This window comes from Coprobacter tertius, assembly GCF_024330105.1.
Taxonomy (GTDB): Bacteria; Bacteroidota; Bacteroidia; order Bacteroidales; family Coprobacteraceae; genus Coprobacter; species Coprobacter tertius.
The window spans coordinates 56,862-78,309 of the sequence record NZ_JANDHW010000006.1; the positions used below are offsets into that span (position 1 = coordinate 56,862).

Annotated in this window: 20 protein-coding genes; 2 read left to right on the top strand and 18 right to left on the bottom strand. The window is 38.6% G+C overall.

Annotation, left to right across the window (positions count from 1 at the left end):
- Positions 1 to 18 precede the first annotated feature (18 nt).
- From NMU02_RS07400 to tsaB, 18 genes are all read right to left on the bottom strand, one after another.
- Positions 19 to 591 carry a porin family protein gene (locus NMU02_RS07400; RefSeq protein ID WP_255027031.1) on the bottom strand — a complete coding sequence of 191 codons (573 nt, stop codon included), beginning with the start codon at positions 589 to 591 and terminating at the stop codon, positions 19 to 21.
- 128 nt (positions 592 to 719) lie between these two features.
- Positions 720 to 1,991 (bottom strand): DcaP family trimeric outer membrane transporter, encoded by a 1,272-nt coding sequence (locus NMU02_RS07405; RefSeq protein WP_255027033.1) that lies wholly within the window; start codon positions 1,989 to 1,991, stop codon positions 720 to 722.
- 196 nt (positions 1,992 to 2,187) lie between these two features.
- Positions 2,188 to 3,711 carry a glutamine-hydrolyzing GMP synthase gene (gene guaA, locus NMU02_RS07410; protein WP_255027039.1) on the bottom strand — a complete coding sequence of 508 codons (1,524 nt, stop codon included), beginning with the start codon at positions 3,709 to 3,711 and terminating at the stop codon, positions 2,188 to 2,190.
- A 53-nt stretch (positions 3,712 to 3,764) separates the two neighbouring features.
- Complete coding sequence (locus NMU02_RS07415; RefSeq protein WP_255027040.1) at positions 3,765 to 6,002, bottom strand: monovalent cation:proton antiporter family protein; 2,238 nt, start codon at positions 6,000 to 6,002, stop codon at positions 3,765 to 3,767.
- Positions 6,003 to 6,064: 62 nt separating this feature from the next.
- The gene (locus tag NMU02_RS07420; protein WP_255027041.1) at positions 6,065 to 7,645 is read right to left on the bottom strand and encodes a peptide chain release factor 3; all 1,581 of its coding nucleotides are present in this window, start codon (positions 7,643 to 7,645) and stop codon (positions 6,065 to 6,067) included.
- Between the two features lie 13 nt (positions 7,646 to 7,658).
- Positions 7,659 to 8,519, bottom strand: a complete 861-nt coding sequence (gene rfbD / locus NMU02_RS07425) for a dTDP-4-dehydrorhamnose reductase (protein WP_255027042.1) — start codon at positions 8,517 to 8,519, stop codon at positions 7,659 to 7,661.
- Positions 8,520 to 8,572: 53 nt separating this feature from the next.
- Complete coding sequence (locus NMU02_RS07430; RefSeq protein ID WP_255027043.1) at positions 8,573 to 9,115, bottom strand: DUF4924 family protein; 543 nt, start codon at positions 9,113 to 9,115, stop codon at positions 8,573 to 8,575.
- A 10-nt stretch (positions 9,116 to 9,125) separates the two neighbouring features.
- A complete protein-coding gene (locus NMU02_RS07435; protein ID WP_255027044.1) occupies positions 9,126 to 10,043 on the bottom strand; it encodes a Mur ligase domain-containing protein in 918 nt (305 codons plus the stop codon).
- Positions 10,044 to 10,173: 130 nt separating this feature from the next.
- Positions 10,174 to 10,506 carry a chaperone modulator CbpM gene (locus NMU02_RS07440; RefSeq protein WP_255027047.1) on the bottom strand — a complete coding sequence of 111 codons (333 nt, stop codon included), beginning with the start codon at positions 10,504 to 10,506 and terminating at the stop codon, positions 10,174 to 10,176.
- Between the two features lie 3 nt (positions 10,507 to 10,509).
- Entirely contained in the window at positions 10,510 to 11,433 is a 924-nt protein-coding gene (locus NMU02_RS07445) for a DnaJ C-terminal domain-containing protein (protein WP_255027048.1), read from the bottom strand.
- A 503-nt stretch (positions 11,434 to 11,936) separates the two neighbouring features.
- Entirely contained in the window at positions 11,937 to 12,524 is a 588-nt protein-coding gene (locus tag NMU02_RS07450; RefSeq protein ID WP_255027049.1) for a molybdenum cofactor guanylyltransferase, read from the bottom strand.
- 109 nt (positions 12,525 to 12,633) lie between these two features.
- Positions 12,634 to 14,373: a thiamine pyrophosphate-dependent enzyme gene (locus NMU02_RS07455; protein WP_255027050.1), complete on the bottom strand. Its 1,740-nt coding sequence runs from the start codon at positions 14,371 to 14,373 to the stop codon at positions 12,634 to 12,636.
- A gap of 93 nt (positions 14,374 to 14,466) precedes the next feature.
- The gene (locus NMU02_RS07460) at positions 14,467 to 15,753 is read right to left on the bottom strand and encodes an MFS transporter (RefSeq protein WP_255027051.1); all 1,287 of its coding nucleotides are present in this window, start codon (positions 15,751 to 15,753) and stop codon (positions 14,467 to 14,469) included.
- A 3-nt stretch (positions 15,754 to 15,756) separates the two neighbouring features.
- A complete protein-coding gene (locus NMU02_RS07465; RefSeq protein ID WP_255027052.1) occupies positions 15,757 to 16,515 on the bottom strand; it encodes a sulfite exporter TauE/SafE family protein in 759 nt (252 codons plus the stop codon).
- A 134-nt stretch (positions 16,516 to 16,649) separates the two neighbouring features.
- On the bottom strand, positions 16,650 to 17,171 hold the full coding sequence (gene rimM, locus NMU02_RS07470) for a ribosome maturation factor RimM (protein WP_255027054.1): 522 nt from the start codon (positions 17,169 to 17,171) through the stop codon (positions 16,650 to 16,652).
- Between the two features lie 9 nt (positions 17,172 to 17,180).
- Positions 17,181 to 18,485: a UDP-N-acetylglucosamine 1-carboxyvinyltransferase gene (murA, locus tag NMU02_RS07475; protein WP_255027064.1), complete on the bottom strand. Its 1,305-nt coding sequence runs from the start codon at positions 18,483 to 18,485 to the stop codon at positions 17,181 to 17,183.
- 50 nt (positions 18,486 to 18,535) lie between these two features.
- Positions 18,536 to 19,138: a DUF4290 domain-containing protein gene (locus NMU02_RS07480; RefSeq protein ID WP_255027066.1), complete on the bottom strand. Its 603-nt coding sequence runs from the start codon at positions 19,136 to 19,138 to the stop codon at positions 18,536 to 18,538.
- Between the two features lie 16 nt (positions 19,139 to 19,154).
- On the bottom strand, positions 19,155 to 19,847 hold the full coding sequence (tsaB, locus tag NMU02_RS07485; protein WP_255027067.1) for a tRNA (adenosine(37)-N6)-threonylcarbamoyltransferase complex dimerization subunit type 1 TsaB: 693 nt from the start codon (positions 19,845 to 19,847) through the stop codon (positions 19,155 to 19,157).
- Between the two features lie 110 nt (positions 19,848 to 19,957).
- Between tsaB and NMU02_RS07490 the strand changes: the two genes are divergently transcribed.
- Both NMU02_RS07490 and gmk read left to right on the top strand, forming a co-directional pair.
- Complete coding sequence (locus NMU02_RS07490; protein WP_255027068.1) at positions 19,958 to 20,830, top strand: YicC/YloC family endoribonuclease; 873 nt, start codon at positions 19,958 to 19,960, stop codon at positions 20,828 to 20,830.
- 42 nt (positions 20,831 to 20,872) lie between these two features.
- A complete protein-coding gene (gene gmk / locus NMU02_RS07495; RefSeq protein ID WP_255027069.1) occupies positions 20,873 to 21,442 on the top strand; it encodes a guanylate kinase in 570 nt (189 codons plus the stop codon).
- The last annotated feature ends 6 nt before the right edge of the window (positions 21,443 to 21,448 follow it).

Below are 21,448 nucleotides of genomic sequence, written 5' to 3' on the forward strand. Positions count from 1 at the left end.
ACAATCCTAAATCCCATATCAGAATTTCCACCCCACCGAAAGTTGGAACATCTGGTTCTTACAATTATCTCCCATCGCATAACTGTTTTTCAGAGAATTCGTAAATCCTATTCCATATCGGATATCGGTTACAAGACCAAAATTAAATTCATAACCCAAACCGACCACAAAACCAACTTCGAAACTATTGAAGGCTTTTGTATCCCGATTATTTCCTTCTCCATATACATGTACATTATCATACACTTTCACCCCTATTTGCGGCCCTAACTGCAAATTGAGATTACGGTACAAATATACTTTACCCATGATGGGCAACGTAAGGTAGTTTACCCTCATATTTCCATCAGCGTAATTCGCACCCATCTGCGAAAACATCAAATCTACTTCTGCTCCCCAGAAATCGTTATAACGGTACATCGCAAAAAGCCCGACATTAGCACCGCCTCTCCAAGATGAAAAACTCGATTTTGTGATCGAAGCAATATTCAACCCTATTTTCGGCCCCCAGTACATTCTGTTTTCTTGAGCCGATACAGCCGCTGCACTCAAAAAGAGGACAGCAAACAATAATAAAAATTTACGTTTCATAGATTCTCTCATTAATTAAGTTTTATAATAAGCTTTATTCTATATAACACCACCGATCACAAAAAGTTGAAATAAGACAATCGGGGTTATAAGTTAATAACAAGAACCAGGGATAAAATAACCTTTATTTAAAAGTTATACTGTATCATAGCCTGTATACGATTAGCATGACCTTTTTCTTTATTTAAATCTTCACGAATACCATGCAGATATTCGACTCCCAGCATACATTCTTTAGTCAAGTTCATAAAAGCATTCGTACATATGTACTGTCCTTGCCTATAGCCATCGGGTACGGTAAACCCTTTTTCATAATAGGCGTGAGCAAGGCTATAGTTTGCAGAAACAAAGAATTTGGGAGAAATAGTCCACTGAAGCCCCCCTACCACACCCAAAACAGGCATCGGCTGTAATTGCCCGGGCCTTTCAGTATTAGGAACAAGATCTAAATTATTTCCGGAAACATCGCTTATATATTGTGCGATTCCCTTTCCATAGGTTCCCTGATAAAAAAATGTCAAAGGTCCTAAGCCGGCTAATCCACTTAATTGCACACCCCAACCCATTTTCATCTTATTTTTCTCCAACAGATCATTCCGATACGACAATCCACGTAATAACCCTGAAGCTCTTATATGACTGTTTTTCCCCCAATTAAATTGAATCCACATAGGTATATCAGGCATACGTTGATGTATTTGAGACGTTTCATCAGAAAATGTACCGGTTACATCAGGAGCTTCAGCTGCAACAGCCGCTTTCCAATGTTTTCCCATCGAAAATTCATATCTGAGCTGTACATTCCTAAGATCCGTATTGCCATTCGGCCCATTAAAGTCTATCGTAGGAGGCAAAGCTGCCAGATCGGAAAAAGTACTCCACGACATTCCCAACAAAAATCCCTTCATCGAAACATATGCCTGCCTGAGACGGAGGGTATGATGAGGACCGCGGAAATCAGTTTCTAAGTAAGCCGTGTATTTACCTAATGCATGATTATTCCCTACCAATTTTAAAAATAAACGAGAAGTAAATACGTCCATCTGATATTGTCCGTTATCTCGGTGATTATTGGGAACCGAAATATCGTAAGGAATAAAGTCAAGATCGTCAGAGATGCCTTTAAAATCAGAAGAAACCGTCATTTTCACATATCCTCCAATACCGAGAGCCACTTTTCTTTTCTGGTCTATTAATAAAAAACGGGGAGCACGAGGATCCTGAAAATGAGGAAGCTGCGTTTCTTTAAACAAGCCGATAATTTCATCATTTCCTTTATGGTCTTTTCCCAGAATACAAATAAATGCTCCTTTTTCAACCGTCGTATCCTCTTGTGCTTTTGTAAAACCAGGATACAAACTTCCCATAAGAAGCATTAATATCAAAACACGTTTTTTCATCTTTTCATCTTTTCGGTTAAACATACATCTCGAACTATAACTTATTATAGTTTCGAAATAACATCCCAAAAAGAAGAATAGTTTAATGCTTTCACAAAAAAAGACACTCCCGTGCCTTTTATTTATCAGTATTTTCCTATTTATACATAAAAACGGCTGCCTCATAAAAAGCAGCCGTCATATTTACGTATCGACATTATTCCCACTCGATCGTGGCAGGGGGTTTAGAACTGATATCATACACAACGCGATTTACCCCCCGCACTTTGTTGATTATATCGTTAGAAACCTTACCCAAAAAATCATAAGGTAATTTGGCCCAGTCGGCCGTCATACCATCGGTAGAAAGGACAGCTCGCAATGCGACTGCATTTTCATAAGTACGCTCATCCCCCATCACTCCAACCGATTGTACCGGAAGTAAGATAGCACCCGCCTGCCATACCTCCTTGTAAAGACCCGTATCTATAAGCCCTTGTATAAAAATATGGTCGGCTTCTTGCAAAACACGCACTTTTTCGGGAGTAATATCGCCTAAAATACGTACACCCAAACCAGGTCCCGGGAAGGGATGTCGTCCGATAAGGTCTTCAGTAATTTTCAATTCTCTACCTACACGACGTACCTCATCTTTAAATAACAGTCGCAAAGGTTCTACCAGTTTCAAATTCATCTTCTGCGGTAAACCACCGACATTGTGATGCGATTTTATCACCATACCGGTAATCGACAGAGACTCTATTACATCAGGGTATATCGTACCCTGAGCCAGCCATTTTATATCTTTGAGTTTACGCGCTTCCTCATCGAAAACCTCAATAAATCCTTTTCCTATGATCTTACGTTTTTTCTCAGGTTCGGTAACTCCGGCAAGAGCTTTATAAAATTTATCCTTAGCATCTATTCCTAGTACGTTTAATCCCATGTGCTCATAATTTTTCAGCACATTTTCAAATTCATTTTTACGTAAAAGGCCATTATCTACAAATATACAAACAAGGTTACGACCGATCGCTTTATTCAACAAAACGGCAGCTACCGTAGAATCTACTCCACCCGATAATGCAAGTACGACTTTATCATTACCTATTTTTTCTTTCAACATAGCTACGGTACTTTCGATAAAAGAAGCCGGAGTCCAATCCTGTGCACAACCACATACATCTTTAACAAAATTATTAAGTAATATCTTCCCGTCTTCGCTGTGATATACTTCCGGATGAAATTGCACTCCCCAAGTTTTTTCCCCTTCTATCTTAAAACCCGCGACACGTACCTCATCGGTACTGGCAACCAATTTAAAAGAATCGGGTACTGAAGTAATCGTATCGCCGTGCGACATCCATACGGTAGAGTTGTTCCTTACTCCTTTAAAAAGAGTGTCGTCCTCGTCATGCCATTTAAGTTGGGCACGACCATACTCCCGGCTATCGGCCGATTCGACTTTACCCCCGGAAGTATGTGCCAGAAATTGAGCACCATAACAAACTCCCAGTACCGGATATTTTCCTCTTATACCCGAAAGATCGGTATAAAGAGCGTTCGGATCATTCACCGAGAAAGGGCTTCCGGACAAAATCACGCCTTTAATGCCATCTCTATCCTCAGGAAACTTATTAAAAGGAACTATTTCACAATACGTGTTCAACTCTCGTACTCTACGAGCAATCAACTGCGTATATTGTGAACCGAAATCAAGAATGATAATCTTTTCCTGCATCAGGTTATATATGTTTATTGGTTTTTATTTTGGACAAAAATAATCATAATGAATCAATCTGCCAAGTCAGGACCATTCATTATCTTATCAATTTTAGCATCCTCTCCGACAATCCATAAAAGATCTCCTGCTTCAAAAACCGTTTGTCCGGTAGGTTGAATAAAAGTTCCGTCTTTACGTTCTATCCCTACTAAAAGACAAGATTCCTTATCTCGAATTCCAGACTCACTTACTGTTTTACCGATCAGATAAGAATCAGAAGCTATTGCAAAACTTTCAAAAGATACTTTTACCGATTCTGCTTCCGGTTCATCTTCAGGAACAGGAGGTTCTACAACCGTAAGGAACTTTTGTATCTGGTCGTCAGTTCCAATGACACTTACCACATCCCCCGGGAAAATACGACTTTCACCATCGGGTATATTCATCCGTTTATTTCCCCGTTTGATACTTACGACATTCACCCCGTATTCTTTTCTAATATTGGCATCCCGAAGCCGTTTTCCTACAAATTTGCAATCTCCGGATACTTCCATATGAGCCAGATGCATATTCCGTATCAGACTATTTTTTTTACCCGTACGCCTCAATTCACGTTCGTTCAAGTTATTCATAAACATATCTTCCATACGCGACACCTGTCTCTGCACTTTTTTGGAAAATATAATAAACAACAATATAAACACCGATACGACGATTATAATACCCAATCGCTGAGAATATATACCACTCAGGAAATAGGCAACAAATCCGACTCCCAATATAATACGGAAGATAATCATAATTATCAATGGCATCTGATTTCCCCTGTCTTCTCTTTTTAATTGATCCAACAGGTCTCGTTTTACCCTTTTCATCGAAAGGCCCCATAAAAACGGCGACATCGTCATTAAAGATATAACAGTAGCTAAAAGAGTTCCCCAAAAAGTCGGTAAATGATCATTTACCATAGGAATAAACCATTTTTTTGACAATATTATCAATGCGATCAGAATCGTAGAATACAAGGCAATCTTACCCACATACATACCCAATACCTTTTTCCATGTATTTTCGGGCTGTATAGCCATAGCATTCGCACTATAGCGCGAAAGTATCAAATTCATCCGTTCGGGTAAATGTCTCTCGAGCCAACGATATACAGGGTCGGCCATTTTTATAAAATACGGAGTTGTAAAAGTCGTTACAACCGAAACCGCAACGACAATCGGATATAAAAAACTATCGATCACCTTCAGTGTCATCCCCAAGGTGGCGATAATAAAAGCAAATTCCCCGATTTGTGCAAGGCTAAAACCTGATTTAACAGCTACTTGCAACGATTGTCCTGAAATAAGCATACCGCTTGTTCCGAAAAATATCTGGCCGACTATTACGACTGCCGACAAAATGACAATAGGAACTGCATACTCTACCAATGCTTCAGGGCTAACCAGCATTCCCACTGATATAAAAAACACTGCACCAAATAAATCCTTAACCGGTTGAACGACTTTAGAAATGCGTTCCGCCTCATTCGTACCCGCTAATATCGATCCCATGACAAAGGCTCCTAAAGCAGCTGAGAACCCCACATAAGAAGCTAAAACGACCATTCCTAAACATAGTCCCATAGATACGATAAGCAATGTTTCGGAATTCAGAAATTTCCTGGCTTTTTTCAAAATTGTCGGTAACATAAATATTCCGATAAGAAACCACATAATAAGAAAAAAAGCCAATTTAAAAACACTGTATATCAATTCCTTTCCTTCAAGATCATGATTTACGGCTATAGATGATAACAATACCATCATCAAAACGGCAAACATATCTTCTACGATAAGTACTCCGAATACAAGAGAAGTAAATTTCTGTTTTCTCATATTCAGATCGGTAAATGCCTTTATAATAATGGTCGTCGATGACATCGAAAGCATACCTCCTAAAAATAAACTATCGAGATATGAAAAATGCAACAAACGTCCTGTCGCATATCCTAACATCATCATTCCGCACACAATTACTGAAGCCGTTATAAAAGCCGAACCTCCCACATTCAACAATTTACGGAAACTAAATTCCAAACCCAATGAAAAAAGCAAAATGATTATCCCGATATTCGCCCATATATCGATATCGGCAGCATCGGTTATCGTAGGAAAAAAAACGAAATGGGGACCTGCTAAAAATCCGGCGACTATATACCCCAAAACTACTGGTTGTTTTAACCACTTAAATAGTAAAGAAATTATTCCGGCTAAGATTAAAATTAACGCCAGATCCGATATCAGGGGATTAAGATTCTCCATATCATCTGCCAATATTGAAAAAACATACGGCCGGAGTTTCCGACCGTGATATATACATTAGTTTAGAATTCCGACGTAAAATGGAATTTTATTTTGGGGAAATCACTTTGCGCCATTTGCAATACATAATTAGAATCAGCTAAAAATACATCCCGATTTTCTTTATCTTTAGCCATAAACTGAAATTTCCTCCGTTTGAAATTCTCCAGCGCTTCTGTATCGTCACTTTCAATCCAACAGGCCTTATAAAGACTTATCGGTTCCCATCGACACTGAGCACCATATTCATGCAATAGTCTGTATTGTATTACTTCGAACTGTAACTGGCCTACCGTACCAACGATCTTGCGACCGTTAAACTGATGCGAAAACAATTGGGCTACCCCCTCATCCATCAACTGGTCGAGGCCCTTATTCAACTGTTTTGTTTTCATAGGATCGGTATTCTCAATATATTTAAACATCTCGGGAGAAAAACTCGGTAATCCTTTAAAATGCAATTCTTCCCCACCCGTTAGCGTATCTCCAATTTTAAAATTACCCGTATCAGGTAATCCGACGATATCTCCGGGATATGCTTCGTCCACCGTCGATTTTTTTTGTGCCATAAAAGCCGTCGGACTGGAAAATCGCATCATTTTACCATTCCGCACGTGTTTATAATTGGCATTCCGTTCGAATTTCCCCGAACATATCTTAACAAATGCGATACAACTACGATGGTTAGGATCCATATTGGCATGTATCTTGAATACAAATCCCGAAAAGTTCTCTTCTTCGGGCTTAACAACCCTTTCCAAAGCTTGTACCGGGCGTGGAACAGGTGCAATCTGCACAAAACAATCGAGTAATTCTTTTACCCCGAAATTATTTAACGCCGATCCGAAAAATACCGGAGCTAAATTACCCTGTAAATAATCATCGACACTAAAATCGGAATAAACTCCTTCGATCAATTCCAAATCGTTCCTTAATTTCTTAGCATCATCTTCTCCTATATAACGTTCGAGTTCTGGATTATTTATATCCTTAAATTCTACCGATTCGGTTACAACCTGTTTACTGGGAGTGTATAAATTAAGATTTTCCTCAAAAATATTATATACCCCTTTAAATCGTTGTCCTATATTTATAGGCCAACTTAAAGGACGCACAGATATCTGAAGCTCGGCCTCTACCTCATCGAGAAGATCGAACGGATCTTTTCCTTCACGGTCCATCTTATTGATAAACACAATAACGGGAGTTTTCCGCATACGACAAACTTCCATGAGTTTTCGGGTTTGCATCTCTACGCCTTTCGCCGCATCTATAACAATGATAACACTATCTACCGCTGTAAGAGTACGGTAAGTATCTTCGGCAAAATCCTGATGCCCGGGGGTATCCAAGATATTTATCTTATAATCGCCATAATTAAATCCCATGACTGATGTAGCAACCGAAATTCCTCTTTGTTTTTCGATTTCCATCCAGTCAGATGTAGCCGTTTTTTTAATCTTATTCGACTTTACAGCTCCAGCAACATGTATAGCTCCTCCGAAAAGCAACAATTTTTCCGTCAAGGTCGTTTTTCCCGCATCAGGATGACTGATAATCGCAAATGTTCTTCTTTTGTTAATTTCTTCAGTTAAAGTACTCACTGTATATATAGGGTTATTTCATTAAAATTCGGATACATTTTAAGAGACTATCTTCCCACCAGGGAATCTCCACTCCATAAATATTTTTTATTTTTTTCTTATTCATTACACTGTAAAACGGGCGCTCCGCTTTAGCTTTATAATCAGCCCCCGCAATAGGCACAACATTACACGTATCGATACCTGACATACGATGAATCGTCTTAGCAAAATCATACCAACTGCATATTCCTTCATTGGAATAATTATAAATACCGGGTACAAATTTTCGACTATCAATGATGCTCAGAATAACACCGGCAAGATCAGCTGCATAAGTAGGAGAACCGATCTGGTCTGCTACAACAGACAGTTCATTTCGTTCCGCTCCAAGCCTCATCATCGTTTTTACAAAATTATTACCATAAGGAGAATATAACCAAGAGGTACGCAGAACAAGAGAATCTTCACATGTTTCAAACAAGAGTTTCTCCCCTTCAAGTTTTGTTTTTCCATATACCGAACGGGGACCTGTAAGATCCTCTTCCAAATAAGGTTTATAATTTGTTCCACTATATACATAATCGGTAGAAATATGTATCATTTTCGCTCCGATCTGCCGTGCTGCCTGAGCTAAATTTTTTACGGCAAAAGCATTTATCCTATGACAAAGTTCAAGATCATCTTCAGCTTTATCAACAGCAGTATAAGCAGCACAATTTACAATAAAATCGATACTTTTATCGGTAACAAAACGAGAAACGGCAATAGCATCGGTAATATCGAGATCTTCGATATCCGTAAATATAAATTTATGAGAAGTTTTATTTACAGACTGTAAACGTATTTCGTATCCTAACTGACCGTTAGCCCCCGTAATTAATATTGTACTCATTTCTTTCTTGTTTTCAGGTCGATAAGACCTTTATTAATTTATCAATATCCGTATCAGAGTTTTAACACTCCATCTTTCTCCTGTTTATACTTCTCGGAAAGTAATGCTAAAAATGATGTAATTTGTTTTATCGCTTTCTCTGTGTCTTCCGAAATTTCTTTTTTCTGTAGTTTCAACAATAATACACCATACAATGCATTAAAACAGGTTTCAATCTCTCCCACCTGATTTTCGCCCGATTTTCCCCTCAATTCTACAATATAAGGAAGTGTTTTAAAAAAAGCGGCTCCATACTGGGGCTGTTTCGACGATTTCAATAAAGCTTGATGTAAATCGGTAAGATCGATAATTATATTTTTATTTAATTGCAAATGCCCTTTCTCTACAACTCCTTCACTACGCATCATATCGATCAAACTCTCATACCATTCCTGCATCTGTTTTTTTTGTTCTTCAGGAAGATCATAGCGATCGATAATCTCCCCTCGAATCAGATCGATATTTAAATTATAAGCCCGTATCAGATCTTCTATTTGCCACATATAAAGCAAATACTCGGCAATATTTTCTTTTTTTTTCAGGCTTGCAATCAGCATTTTATTCTATTTAATCGTTAAATTCGAATTCGGGTACCGTATTATAAAACTCCTTATCGTTAACTCCCAGTTGACGGCAAGCAAGCCGGGCAGCATTAATATCACTCAAAAAATCGGTATCGTAACGTAGCACAGGAACATTACCGAAACGCGTATCAAGATAAACTTCACCGTTTTCATCCGTTACAGTACGATGCACATTATACGGTATAGCGGTAATGTCTTCCCGAACCGACTGAGCAAGTTCCTGCAAATAAGGAATACTTTCATTGTATATAAATTTCCCATCCCGTTCTATAGAAACAACCATTTCTTTTAACAGTTTCTGATAAGACTCCAGCGTCGGGAAAGATTCGGAAGCCTTCCATTTCAAATCAGGCATTAATAATATATGCGGACGATAAAGATGATGTGTAGGACGTTTTTCGAACATAAACGTATCATACTCATCCCCTTCAAGCAAGATCATACGAGCATCATAACTGAGCGTAATTCTCTTTTCCAGCCCCTTCATCTGATTCATTACGACATAATCGCACCGCATATTTTGTTTTCGTATTGCCTGGTAAACCATCGACAAAATACGAGTGGGATATTTTGCATCACTAATTACCAACCGACTCTTATCTTTAGCCATACGAAGAATAAAATCAGGAAAAGCAATAACAAGAAAACCCAATTCCTTGGCCTTGATAATCTCAGGATGGTCTGCTTTTATTCGTACCGCCGGCACCACATAATCGATCTTGTCCCGTAACGTATCCGAAAAGTGAGAGAGATCTTCGAGTAATATATCTTTCTTTAGTAATTCTTCGGAATCACTTCCAGTTGTACCCGAACAGCTTACTTCATATCCCTTTTCTTTTAACGCAACAGCCAAACGGTACATATACGAATCACCCTCAGAAACAATATGAACTCTTTTCATTTCTCTTTTCCTCAACTTTATAAATCTCGTGCAAATTTAATACAAATAGTGAGAAGGTGACATCGAGTTACACGGTTTTCAAAACAAAAACAATGTAAAATCTATGTTTTCAGGGCTTTTCGCAAGAAAATTATTTCAGCCTCAACAGCTGTTCTTCTCCCTGTATCGAAAACTGTGGACGATAAAGATGCAAGCGAGACCGAAGTTCCATAATTTCCTGCTGCAACGAATTTATACGGTTCAGAAGATGATTTATCGTATCAATTCCTTCAATATTTATCGACAAATCATAATACATACGCGTAAACTTTTCTAAATCTTTTAGTTGCGAACCGGTTATATACTTGTCTTTACCTATCACTTGCAATTCTATAAGGCCTTCCTCTTCGAGCATACCGATAAAGTCGGGATCGACATGGCACACGCGGCAATATTCACTGATTATAATAAGATCTGTCTGCATGATTTAAAATTTTGTGTCCGTCTTCCGTAATTCTTCAAATAATTCTGTCTGCTTAGCTGTAAGATTTTCCGGTAATTTCACTTGCCAGGTAACAATCAAGTCGCCAAAACTACCTTCTTTTTTATATACCGGAAATCCTTTACCTTTCAACCGTACTTTAGATCCCGGTTGCGTTCCCGGTTTTACCTTCAGCTTAACTTTGCTATCAAAAGTATTTACGATTTGTTCTCCGCCTAAAATTGCTGTATATAGGTCGAGATCGGCATTTGTATATAAATCGTCTCCGAGCCTTTTAAAATTGGCATCTTCCGCAATTACGAAAGTTATATACAAATCACCTGCAGGTCCACCGTTAGCTCCGGGTCCTCCCTGTCCTTTCAGTTTAATCGTTTGCCCGTCAGCTACACCTGCCGGAACCGTTATCCGAATATTTTTACCATTTACCGTAAGAACTTGTTTATGGGCGACAGAAGCATCCTTTAAGGAGAGATGTAGTTCAGCCGTATAATCCTGTCCGCGATATCCTGCAGTACGTCCTCCACCATGCTGACGTCCTCCACCAAACATTTGTTCGAAAAAATCAGAAAATCCGCTTCCACCACCGAAACCTTCATCTGAAGACCAATATCCGCCACCGAAATCACCTCCAAAACCACCGGATGATTGCCCGTAACGCTGTTTCTGAGCCTCAAATTCATCAGCATGTTTCCAGTTCTCTCCGTATTGATCATATTTCTTCCTTTTTTCAGGATCGCTCAATACTTCGTTCGCCTCATTTATTTCTTGAAAACGGCGATGAGCCGAATCATCATTCGGATTTACGTCAGGATGATACTTTCGGGCAAGCTTTTTATAAGCTTTTTTTATTTCTTCGGTCGTTGCCGTTTTATTCACACCCAATATTTTATAATAATCGATATAAGGCATAATCTCTTATTTTTAAACCATACACTTTAAACAAAATTTCCGTAAAGATGTTCTTTAAACATGGAAACTATATTTTTTTAAATACACTTACAAAGATACACAACGAATCAAATTTTTTAAAGTTAAAATTGTTTCTACAAGATGCTCAATTTCATTACTTTAACATAAATAAAATATATAAGCTATAAATATTATTATTTTCTACTTTTTTCTGATGAGTGTTAAGATTAGATACGACTGAGCAAAATTCTAAAACGACTTTCAACCTGATAGAAGTGATTTCCAATGACAATTGCAGGAAGCTCCCAAAGGATAAAAACCGGTTCCATTCATCGAGACATAACTACCAAATCCGATTTTACACTCATGCCCTAATATATAATCATCTATTTTCGTCAATTCGAAAATAAAAACCAATATAAATATATCCGTTTATCCTTTTCCTACCGGCAAAGGCAACACCTCACCACTCTATATTCCTACTAAATTGAACTAAGAAATAATTACCAATCCACCGGCATATTATTCTCCAGTAATTTATAATCTGAAAAATAATTCATATTAAAAAATGACTTACATTCGGTATCCTTAGCCTCAAGCATCTTCACCCCGTAAGCCGGTAATAATTTATTTAATGAAAATTCGTGTTGAGAGATCATCCGGTTTATAACAGGGAAAAAATCGATTGAAAATAAAGATGGAAACAATTGTATTTTCCCATCTTCCTGTTTCCAAAATACAGCTTCATATCCTCCCCCTTCCTCGATCAATCGACGTATCATCCACGGAGTCATTAAGGGCATATCACAGGTGTGCACCAATAAATATTTTGCATTTACTTGCTGCATAACCGACCAAATTCCTCCTAAAGGACCCATACCGGGAATGATATCAGGTATTATCGGATATTTAGAAATGTCGTACCATTCTCCGTTTCCGCTTACATACACTTCGTAACAAAACGGCTGGATCAATGTAAAGGCCTTATGAAGGAATGTTTTTCCTTGTAGCGTAGCCAAAGCTTTATTAGACCCGAATCGGGAACTTTTTCCTCCAGCCAGAACCAACCCTGTAATCTCTGGCTTTATCATATCACAGTTTTGAGATTAGTTATAATACCGTTTTCTAACCTACAGTAACATAAGTCGGTCACAACCAAAAGAAACAATTTATACAAAACAGACCTTTTCATATCGTTTATTACAATACTTCTTTCCAGTGATGGAAGTTTGAATTTATAGTATCGATTACCTCTTTTGTACGTCCGTTTATCATAAGTTTAAACATTGATTGCGCAAACCCGATCATTTGTCCCAGTTCTATTTTGGGTGGCATCGCCAACGCGTTAGGATCAGTCATCACATTTACTAAAACAGGACCTTCCGATGCCAAGGCTTTAGGTAAAACCGAAACCACTTCATCGGGATGTGAAATGGTAAAACCCTCCATCCCCATTGCTTTTGCTATCAGAAAAAAATCAGGGTTATACATATCGGTTTGCCAATCGGGTAATCCGGCAACTTCCATTTCGAGTTTTACCATACCTAATGCACGGTTATTGAAAACAATTATTTTTATAGGTAATTTATATTGTACGATAGTCGCCAAATCTCCTAACAGCATAGAAATTCCTCCATCCCCGCAAATCGCGATAACTTCCCTCCCCGGGTAAGCAAATGCAGCTCCTATAGCCTGCGGCATCGCATTTGCCATAGAACCATGATTAAACGATCCCAGCATTTTCCTTTTTCCGGTGGCATGCAAATAACGCGCGCCCCATACACAACTCATTCCTGTATCGACAGTAAAAATGGCATCATCTGCTGCTAACGAATCAATTACAGCCGCAACATATTCGGGATGTATTCTATCAATACTTCCCTGTTCTTTAATATAAGATTCGAGATTTTTTTTCACGCTTTTATATCTCGAAAGTTGTTCTTTCAAGAATGAATTGTCTTTTTTCTGTTCAATAAGAGGCAAAAGTGCTTCCAATGTATCTTTTACATCTCCACAAATACCCATATCTACTTTTGCCCGTCTCCCTATGCGCTCGGCCTTAGTATCTATCTGAACAATGATATTATTTTCGGGCATAAAATTGGCATACGGGAAATCGGTTCCCAATAATAACAATATTTCCGCCTCCTGCATACTGAAATATCCAGAAGGCATTCCCAACAGTCCGGTAAGTCCCACTTCATTGGGATTGTCATATTGTATCTCCATTTTACTTTTGAACGTGTAAGCAACAGGAGCGTTCAGCTTTTTCGACAGTTCAACCAACTCGGTGTGAGCATCTTTTGCGCCTATACCACAATATAATGTCACCTTTTGTGCCCTATTGAGAAAAGAAGCGAGTTTTTCGAGAACTTGTCTATCTGGTTTCGTTTCAGGTGCTGTTTTAAACGGATTCATAGCCGTTTCAATCTCTACTGCCTCCTTGGCGGCTAAATCGCCCGGCAATCCGATCACACCCACTCCTTTTTCAGAAATGGCCGCTTGCATAGCTCCTTGTAACATACGAGGCAATTGTTTGGGTGTAACCGCCATTTCATTATAGTAGCTACAATCATCAAACAACTTAATCGTATCGGTTTCCTGAAAATATTCTGTCCCGAATTCGGTCGAAGGACATGCTGATGCGATTACCAACACAGGGGCACCCGAACGGTGTGCATCATACACACCATTGATAAGATGTACATGTCCCGGACCGCTGCTTCCCGCACAACAAGCCAATCGTCCAGTTAACTGAGCTTCTGCTCCGGCAGCAAAAGCCCCGGTTTCTTCATGACGTACGTGTACCCACTCTATTTCCCCATTTTTACGTACGGCATCGTTTACTTCGTTCAGGCTATCGCCCGTTACAGCATAAATTCTCTTTACTCCAGCATCAGCCAACATCCCGACTAATTGTTCTGCAACTTTTTTCCCCATATTTATATTTTTTACTTCCGATATATCGGAAGATAAGTAAAACTAACTCCAAACTTGGTTTCAAGATGTATAACAATGTCAAAATCGAAAAGTTTAAGACCGTTCGAGCTTATCCGAGTCCTTCGGTTTATATCCTGAGACGCCATAATACAAAATATACAACTCACCGATAAGTACGATAAACCATGTCCAACGCCAATCGCCGCCAAAGGCGTCTGCTGCAATTCCCTGGAGTAACGGAATGATACCTCCGCCGACAACTCCTATCATCAATGCACCGGAAGCTTTTGCTGTATAAGCTCCCAGCCCGTCGGTAGCAAGCGTTATAATAGCTGGCCACATTACCGAATGAAATAGCCCGATAATCGTAAGTATCCAAGGATTCGAAAGCAGAATAGCCAATAAAAGCAAAACAGCAGAAGCAATGGTAGAAACCAACAACTGCGTTTCTGAAGGTATTTTCTTCAAAAACGAACCGACCAGACGTCCTATAAGCAACAGAGTCCAATAAGTAGCTGCCATGTGGGTAGCTTGCGATGCAAAACCATGTCCTAATTGTAAGGCATACATATTTATATTAGCACCCACCGCTACTTCGATACCTACATAAAAGAACAATCCCCATAAACCTAAACGAGTTTGCCTGAACGACCAAATACTCTTTTGTTTACCTTGAGGAATCTCATTTATCACAGAAGGCAAAGCCGGCATTCGTACTCGTGAAGTTCCCCAGGTCACGATCACCATCATAATAATTATGACGATTACCGGCTTTATAAACTCCGAAGATTGAACCTGAGGTAATGATATTCCGTGAAAAATGAAATAACTGACTATCAAAGGGGCTATTGCCATTCCTATAGAATTAATGGTTCCCCCTATCATCTGCCGTTGAAGAGAGGTGGTATTTCCGACCTGACAAACATCGAGATATAAATTGAGAACTACTTGCAACATTGCAGCCGATACTCCGATTACAAAAGAACCGAGTAGAAAAATAAAAAAACCGAACGAAACAGGTGTTCCACCCAAATGAAGATAAGTAGGATCGTAACGATGTAAAAGAACGGCAAACTCATATATAGCTAGCCCAGATACTAACACTCCTAATGCAACAACAGTAGTTTTACGGTAACCCAAACGTTCGAGCATACGCGTCGCATATCCTTCTGAAAAAGGATATGCCAAAAACCAAGAAAAATTCAGTAACGTAACCAAAGCATTAGTAAAAGGGCTTTCCTTTGGCAACATTGCAGACTGTAAAGGTACCTGGAATTGTTGGTTGATCACAGTAAAAACTCCCACAATAAAATACATTAATAACATCACCATAAACGGCTTTATCTGAGAATTTTGCCGATTGTTTCGTAACTGTCCCATAATTTACATTCTAACAAAAATGATATATAAAACCGCCATAACCAATAAAATCAACATAATACTCCGGATAAGTTTCGGAGACCATGCATTTACAAACCGGACTCCTAAATATCCCCCTAAAGCACTTCCTATACCCATTACAATTCCGTATAACCACTGTACTTGACCTTGCCAAATAAAAATTACCAATGCGACCGGCAAAATCATCAGATTAAGAAATAATTTTAAAGCATCTCCTTTCACCATAGTGTATCCACACTTCAATACCAAAACGGCCAATATCAAGTATGTAAATCCGGCCTGTATAAATCCGCCATACAAACCGATAATAAAGAAAAGTAAAACATTCGTCAATGTAAGTTTGTGTTTTTCATTGCCTGAAATAGCTCGCGTCCATTTATCAGGTTGAAAAAACAAGGCAGCAATCATCAATAATGAAAGTACGAGAATAACAATATTCATCAGATTCTCGGTAAGATAAAAAGCAGCAAGCCAAGCTCCTGCGATCGCTCCGAAAAGTACGGGTAATGTTAATCGTAATCCTTCTTTCAGATCGAGTTGCCGCTTTTTACGGAACATAAGTAAGGAACTTACATCCTGGAATATAATAGCTATACGATTTGTTCCGTTAGCCACACCAGCCGGTAAACCCAGCGACAATAATACCGGAAGTGCCAATAACGACCCTCCCCCTCCGATCACATTTACAATACCGCACAGTATTCCACTACCTAAAAGCAAAAGAATAGATATAAAAGTCATATCATCATATTTTTGCTTTAAACGTCTTGCCTCTTACATTTGTTTATACCGGCGTATTCACAAATCGAAAAAGATAAAAAGACGATCCGGGATCTTCGTGATTCCGGATCGTCTTTTTAATCTTATTTTCATCATTATAAAGTAAGAAGTTCGGGAGGGATAGACATGTAAATTATTTTATTTTCCTCATCGACCGATACAACAAAATCATCATTGGCCGGAATCAGCACTTCTTTTCCCTCATGTTCTACAACAAAAAGTATGTTTATCGTAGCATCGTCGATATCAATTATTTTTCCCAAAGAACCGAGAGTTGCATCGGAGATAGTATATCCGATAAAATAATCCACTTGAGCCTCTTCAATCTCTTCCTCATCGCCAAGATACGTTTTCGGGAAATATACCGTTAAATTGGTAAAGAGACGCGCCTCTTCTTCAGTATCTATATCTTCGAACTTTATCAATGCCGACGTATCGCTTTTAAAACGATATTCTTCGATAAAAAACGGCACGAAAATTCCGTCTATTTCACAAACAAGATAAGGACATTCGGTGCGATCGAAAATATCATCGGTAAAAATAAAAGAAACCTCACCATGTATCCCGTGCGGTTTATTGAATGTTCCTATTTTTATCAGCTCGTCTCTTTTAATCATTTTATATAATTATAAACGGGTAATACGGGCTCCGATAGCATTCAAACGTTTATCTATTTCCTGATATCCTCTGTCGATCTGATCGATATTATGGATCGTACTCGTACCCTCTGCCGACATAGCTGCTATAAGCAATGCGATACCGGCTCTGATATCGGGAGAAACCATAACCGACGATTTCAAAGTACGCGCACGACCTTGTCCTATTACCGCAGCCCGGTGCGGATCACATAAAATAATTTGTGCTCCCATGTCGATGAGTTTATCGACGAAGAACAAACGACTTTCGAACATTTTTTGATGAATAAGCACACTCCCTTTAGCTTGTGTCGCCACTACCAAAAAAACACTCAACAAGTCGGGGGTAAGTCCCGGCCAGGGAGCATCGGAAAATGTCATGATAGAACCATCTATAAATGTTTCTATCTCATACGTATCGTGACGAGGAATATGTATATCGTCTCCTATTTGTTCCACACAAACACCCATTCTCCTAAAACTGTCGGGTATAATGCCGAGATCTTTATAGGATACATTTTTCAGAGTAATATCAGAACCGGTCATCGCAGCCATTCCGATAAAAGAACCGACTTCAATCATATCGGGTAATATCGTATGCTTGCAACCCTTCAAAGAATCTACCCCTTCAATCGTCAGCAAATTAGATCCTATTCCGGATATTTTCGCCCCCATTTTATTCAGCATTTTCGATAACTGCTGCAAATAAGGTTCACAAGCCGCATTATAAATAGTAGTAGATCCTTTAGCTAGTACAGCCGCCATCAGTATATTTGCCGTTCCTGTTACCGAGGCCTCATCGAGCAACATATAAGATCCCTTTAACTCTTTTGCTGTTATTTCATAAATATGTTGCGAAGAAGAATAGGTAAAATCAGCACCCAACTTTTGAATACCGATAAAATGAGTATCGAGACGACGGCGCCCGATTTTATCCCCCCCAGGTTTGGGTATCACCGCAAAACCGTATCGAGCCACAAGTGGCCCCACAATCATAACCGATCCGCGCAACGATGCACTACGTTTCATAAAATCTTCCGAATGCAAATAATCGAGATTTACGTTCTCAGCCTTAAAACTGTATGCATTTACTCCGATATGATTTACTTCTACTCCCATATCGCGAAGTAATTGTATAAGGTTATTGACATCCAGAATATCAGGAATATTATATATTTTTACTTCTTCGGGAGTTAATAATGTCGCACAAATAATTTGCAACGCTTCGTTTTTCGCTCCCTGTGGGACAAGTTCTCCATGGAGACAATGCCCACCTTCGATAACAAATGAAGCCATACTATTTCAAGATTTGGTTAATGAATGGCAGAAAGATATAAAAAAAGCGGTTATCTTCCCGCTTTTCTCGAATTATTTTTTCCTTTTCGTGGCTGTTGCAAAAAATCTTTCGATTCTTTTAATTTATAATTATCCTGATCGAGATGTATTTTCCCATGCGTATATTCTCTCAAATCCTGAAAGATTTTATCGTCTTCAACAACCTCTTTATTCCAAGTAAGAAACGATTTTTTCATATGGTTTGCCAACAAAGAAACTAATTGATCACGCTCTGGTCCTTCGGGCATCTCTTCAGCTTTTTTAATCATCTTCTCGAGATTTTTCCCATAATGACGGTAACGAATAGGGGTAAGTTCGTAAGAAACTCTATCGGGATGGGTAAATAAATTTTCCTTCCGGATGATTTCATAAGGATAATCTATATCCAATTTAAAATCAGACATAATAGCCAAATGATCCCACAGTTTATGTTTAAAATCATCTACATCCCGTAAATGAGGAAATAAATTTCCCATAATATTTATGATCGTATTTGCACAACGCGCACGTTCAGTCTTATCTTCGAGAGAAACACAATGATCGACCATTTGCTGTACATTACGACCGTATTCGGGCATTACAAGTTTTTTGAGCCGGGTATTATAATCTAACATAGTTTCTTTTTTAATATTAAAACACTTTATTACGAGGTTTTGTTGCAACGAACTCTTTCAAATAAAAAGGCTCGAAATATGCAACGTCTTTAAAATCGCCCTTACGGAACGAACGTTCTGCCAGTGCGAGCATATCGGACGCCAAAGGTACTATATCATCAATAAATACCGCATGATGATGAGTAATTACATTTTTACATTTTTCGGCACCATTTCCGAAAAAATATACCTTTTGTTTTTCCAGAAAAGGAAAATACGAAGTTTCATCGATAATATCGGCCGATATCGGTTTTACCGGTGTAAGCGCTGAATCATAAATGGCCGAATATACCTCCATTCTACGAGCATCTATCATCGGACAAAATAATGCATCCTCCGGCATTATCCCTTTGAACATAACCGCACATGTCATTATCTCGAGAGTATTTACAGCTATTAAAGGGATATCCAGACCAAAGCAAAGCCCTTTCGCTTCGGAAACTCCGATTCTCAAACCAGTATATGAACCCGGCCCACAACTAACGGCAACAGCTTCGGGACGTATACCGTACTCTTTAGCCTTATCGAGTGCCTCTTGTACAAAACCTCCCAAACATACAGCATGGGAAGGCCCTTCAAACGCCTCTTTATGGAATGCAACCTGTCCGTCACAAGTAAGTGCCACCGAACAAACCGATGTAGAAGTTTCGATATTTAATATACAGGGCATCTTTAATTTCTAATTAATTAATATAACAGCGGCAAAAATAGCTGTTTTTTTCCGAATTTATTGTCTTTAAAAAGGGAATAAAAATTAATTTTGCAAAAACATTTAATGCAATGATACAATCGATGACTGGTTTCGGCAAAGCGGTTGCCGAATTACCGAATAGAAAAATTACTGTCGAAATAAAATCTCTCAACAGTAAACAACTCGATCTATCGACCCGTATTCCGTCGATTTACCGGGAAAAAGAAATGGAAATAAGAAGTGAAATCGCCCGTCGGCTCGAACGGGGTAAAATCGATTTCAATATTTATGTCGAGAGTATCGGTAAAGAATCGAATTCACAAATCAACAAACCAGTAGTAGAAGGATATTATCGACAAATAAAAGATGTATCCGAAAATTTAGGTATTGCCTTACCATCCGACTGGTTTCAGGTATTATTGCGTATGCCCGATGCCGTAAAAACGGAAATAGTAGAATTAGACAAAGAAGAAACAGATACACTTTTACAGACCGTAAAAAAAGCAATCGACCAATTACAGGAATTCCGCATTCAAGAAGGAGAAATGCTGCAAAAACTCTTTTACGAAAAAATCGGGAACATTGCCGCCTTATTAAAAGAAACGACACCTTTTGAAAAAGAAAGGATCGAAAAAATAAAAGCCCGCATTCATGATGCACTCAGCAAAATAGAAAACTTCGATTATGACAAAAACCGTTTCGAGCAAGAAATGATCTTTTATATCGAAAAACTGGATATAAATGAGGAAAAACATCGTCTCGACAATCATTTAAAGTATTTTATTGAAACCATGGAAAACGGGAAAGGCCAAGGTAAAAAACTGGGATTTATCAGCCAAGAAATCGGCCGAGAAATAAATACTTTAGGTTCGAAATCGAACCATGTCGAATTACAGAAAATCGTCGTTCGCATGAAAGACGAACTCGAACAAATAAAAGAACAGGTACTTAACGTTATGTAATTATTCTGAAAATACCGGCAGCACGTACAAAAACAAGAAAATATGGAAGGAAAACTCATCATATTCTCCGCGCCTTCGGGATCAGGAAAATCTACTATCATAAATTATTTGTTGGACAAAGATCTCGACCTCGAATTCTCGATATCAGCAACTTCACGACCTCCCCGAGGAAACGAAAAGAATGGGAAAGAATATTACTTTCTTACACCCGACGAGTTTCGTAAAAAAATAGCGAACAATGAATTTCTCGAATATGAAGAAGTTTACACTGATAAATATTACGGTACTTTAAAAGAAGAAGTAGAAAGACTTACCCTCTCGGGCAAAAATGTTATCTTTGATGTAGATGTAAAAGGGGCCATCAACATAAAAAATTTTTACGGAAAAAGAGCTTTATCTATATTTATACAGCCTCCTGGAATAGAGGCATTGAAAGATCGTCTTATATGCCGCGGTACCGACGCTCCTGATGTAATAGAATGCCGATTGGCAAAAGCCGAATACGAACTATCTTTTGCCCCGCAATTCGATACGGTTATAATTAATGACGATCTTAAGCGCGCCCAGGAAAATGCGTACAAAACAATAAAGAATTTTATCGGACAAAAATAACAAAAC

Coding starts and splice junctions, on each gene's coding strand:
- NMU02_RS07400 (WP_255027031.1), bottom strand. CDS start 591: ATGAAACGTAAATTTTTATTATTGTTTGCTGTCCTCTTTTTGAGTGCA.
- NMU02_RS07405 (WP_255027033.1), bottom strand. CDS start 1,991: ATGAAAAAACGTGTTTTGATATTAATGCTTCTTATGGGAAGTTTGTAT.
- guaA (WP_255027039.1), bottom strand. CDS start 3,711: ATGCAGGAAAAGATTATCATTCTTGATTTCGGTTCACAATATACGCAG.
- NMU02_RS07415 (WP_255027040.1), bottom strand. CDS start 6,002: ATGGAGAATCTTAATCCCCTGATATCGGATCTGGCGTTAATTTTAATC.
- rfbD (WP_255027042.1), bottom strand. CDS start 8,519: ATGAGTACAATATTAATTACGGGGGCTAACGGTCAGTTAGGATACGAA.
- NMU02_RS07430 (WP_255027043.1), bottom strand. CDS start 9,115: ATGCTGATTGCAAGCCTGAAAAAAAAAGAAAATATTGCCGAGTATTTG.
- NMU02_RS07435 (WP_255027044.1), bottom strand. CDS start 10,043: ATGAAAAGAGTTCATATTGTTTCTGAGGGTGATTCGTATATGTACCGT.
- NMU02_RS07440 (WP_255027047.1), bottom strand. CDS start 10,506: ATGCAGACAGATCTTATTATAATCAGTGAATATTGCCGCGTGTGCCAT.
- NMU02_RS07445 (WP_255027048.1), bottom strand. CDS start 11,433: ATGCCTTATATCGATTATTATAAAATATTGGGTGTGAATAAAACGGCA.
- NMU02_RS07450 (WP_255027049.1), bottom strand. CDS start 12,524: ATGATAAAGCCAGAGATTACAGGGTTGGTTCTGGCTGGAGGAAAAAGT.
- NMU02_RS07455 (WP_255027050.1), bottom strand. CDS start 14,373: ATGGGGAAAAAAGTTGCAGAACAATTAGTCGGGATGTTGGCTGATGCT.
- NMU02_RS07460 (WP_255027051.1), bottom strand. CDS start 15,753: ATGGGACAGTTACGAAACAATCGGCAAAATTCTCAGATAAAGCCGTTT.
- NMU02_RS07465 (WP_255027052.1), bottom strand. CDS start 16,515: ATGACTTTTATATCTATTCTTTTGCTTTTAGGTAGTGGAATACTGTGC.
- rimM (WP_255027054.1), bottom strand. CDS start 17,171: ATGATTAAAAGAGACGAGCTGATAAAAATAGGAACATTCAATAAACCG.
- murA (WP_255027064.1), bottom strand. CDS start 18,485: ATGGCTTCATTTGTTATCGAAGGTGGGCATTGTCTCCATGGAGAACTT.
- NMU02_RS07480 (WP_255027066.1), bottom strand. CDS start 19,138: ATGTTAGATTATAATACCCGGCTCAAAAAACTTGTAATGCCCGAATAC.
- tsaB (WP_255027067.1), bottom strand. CDS start 19,847: ATGCCCTGTATATTAAATATCGAAACTTCTACATCGGTTTGTTCGGTG.
- NMU02_RS07490 (WP_255027068.1), top strand. CDS start 19,958: ATGATACAATCGATGACTGGTTTCGGCAAAGCGGTTGCCGAATTACCG.
- gmk (WP_255027069.1), top strand. CDS start 20,873: ATGGAAGGAAAACTCATCATATTCTCCGCGCCTTCGGGATCAGGAAAA.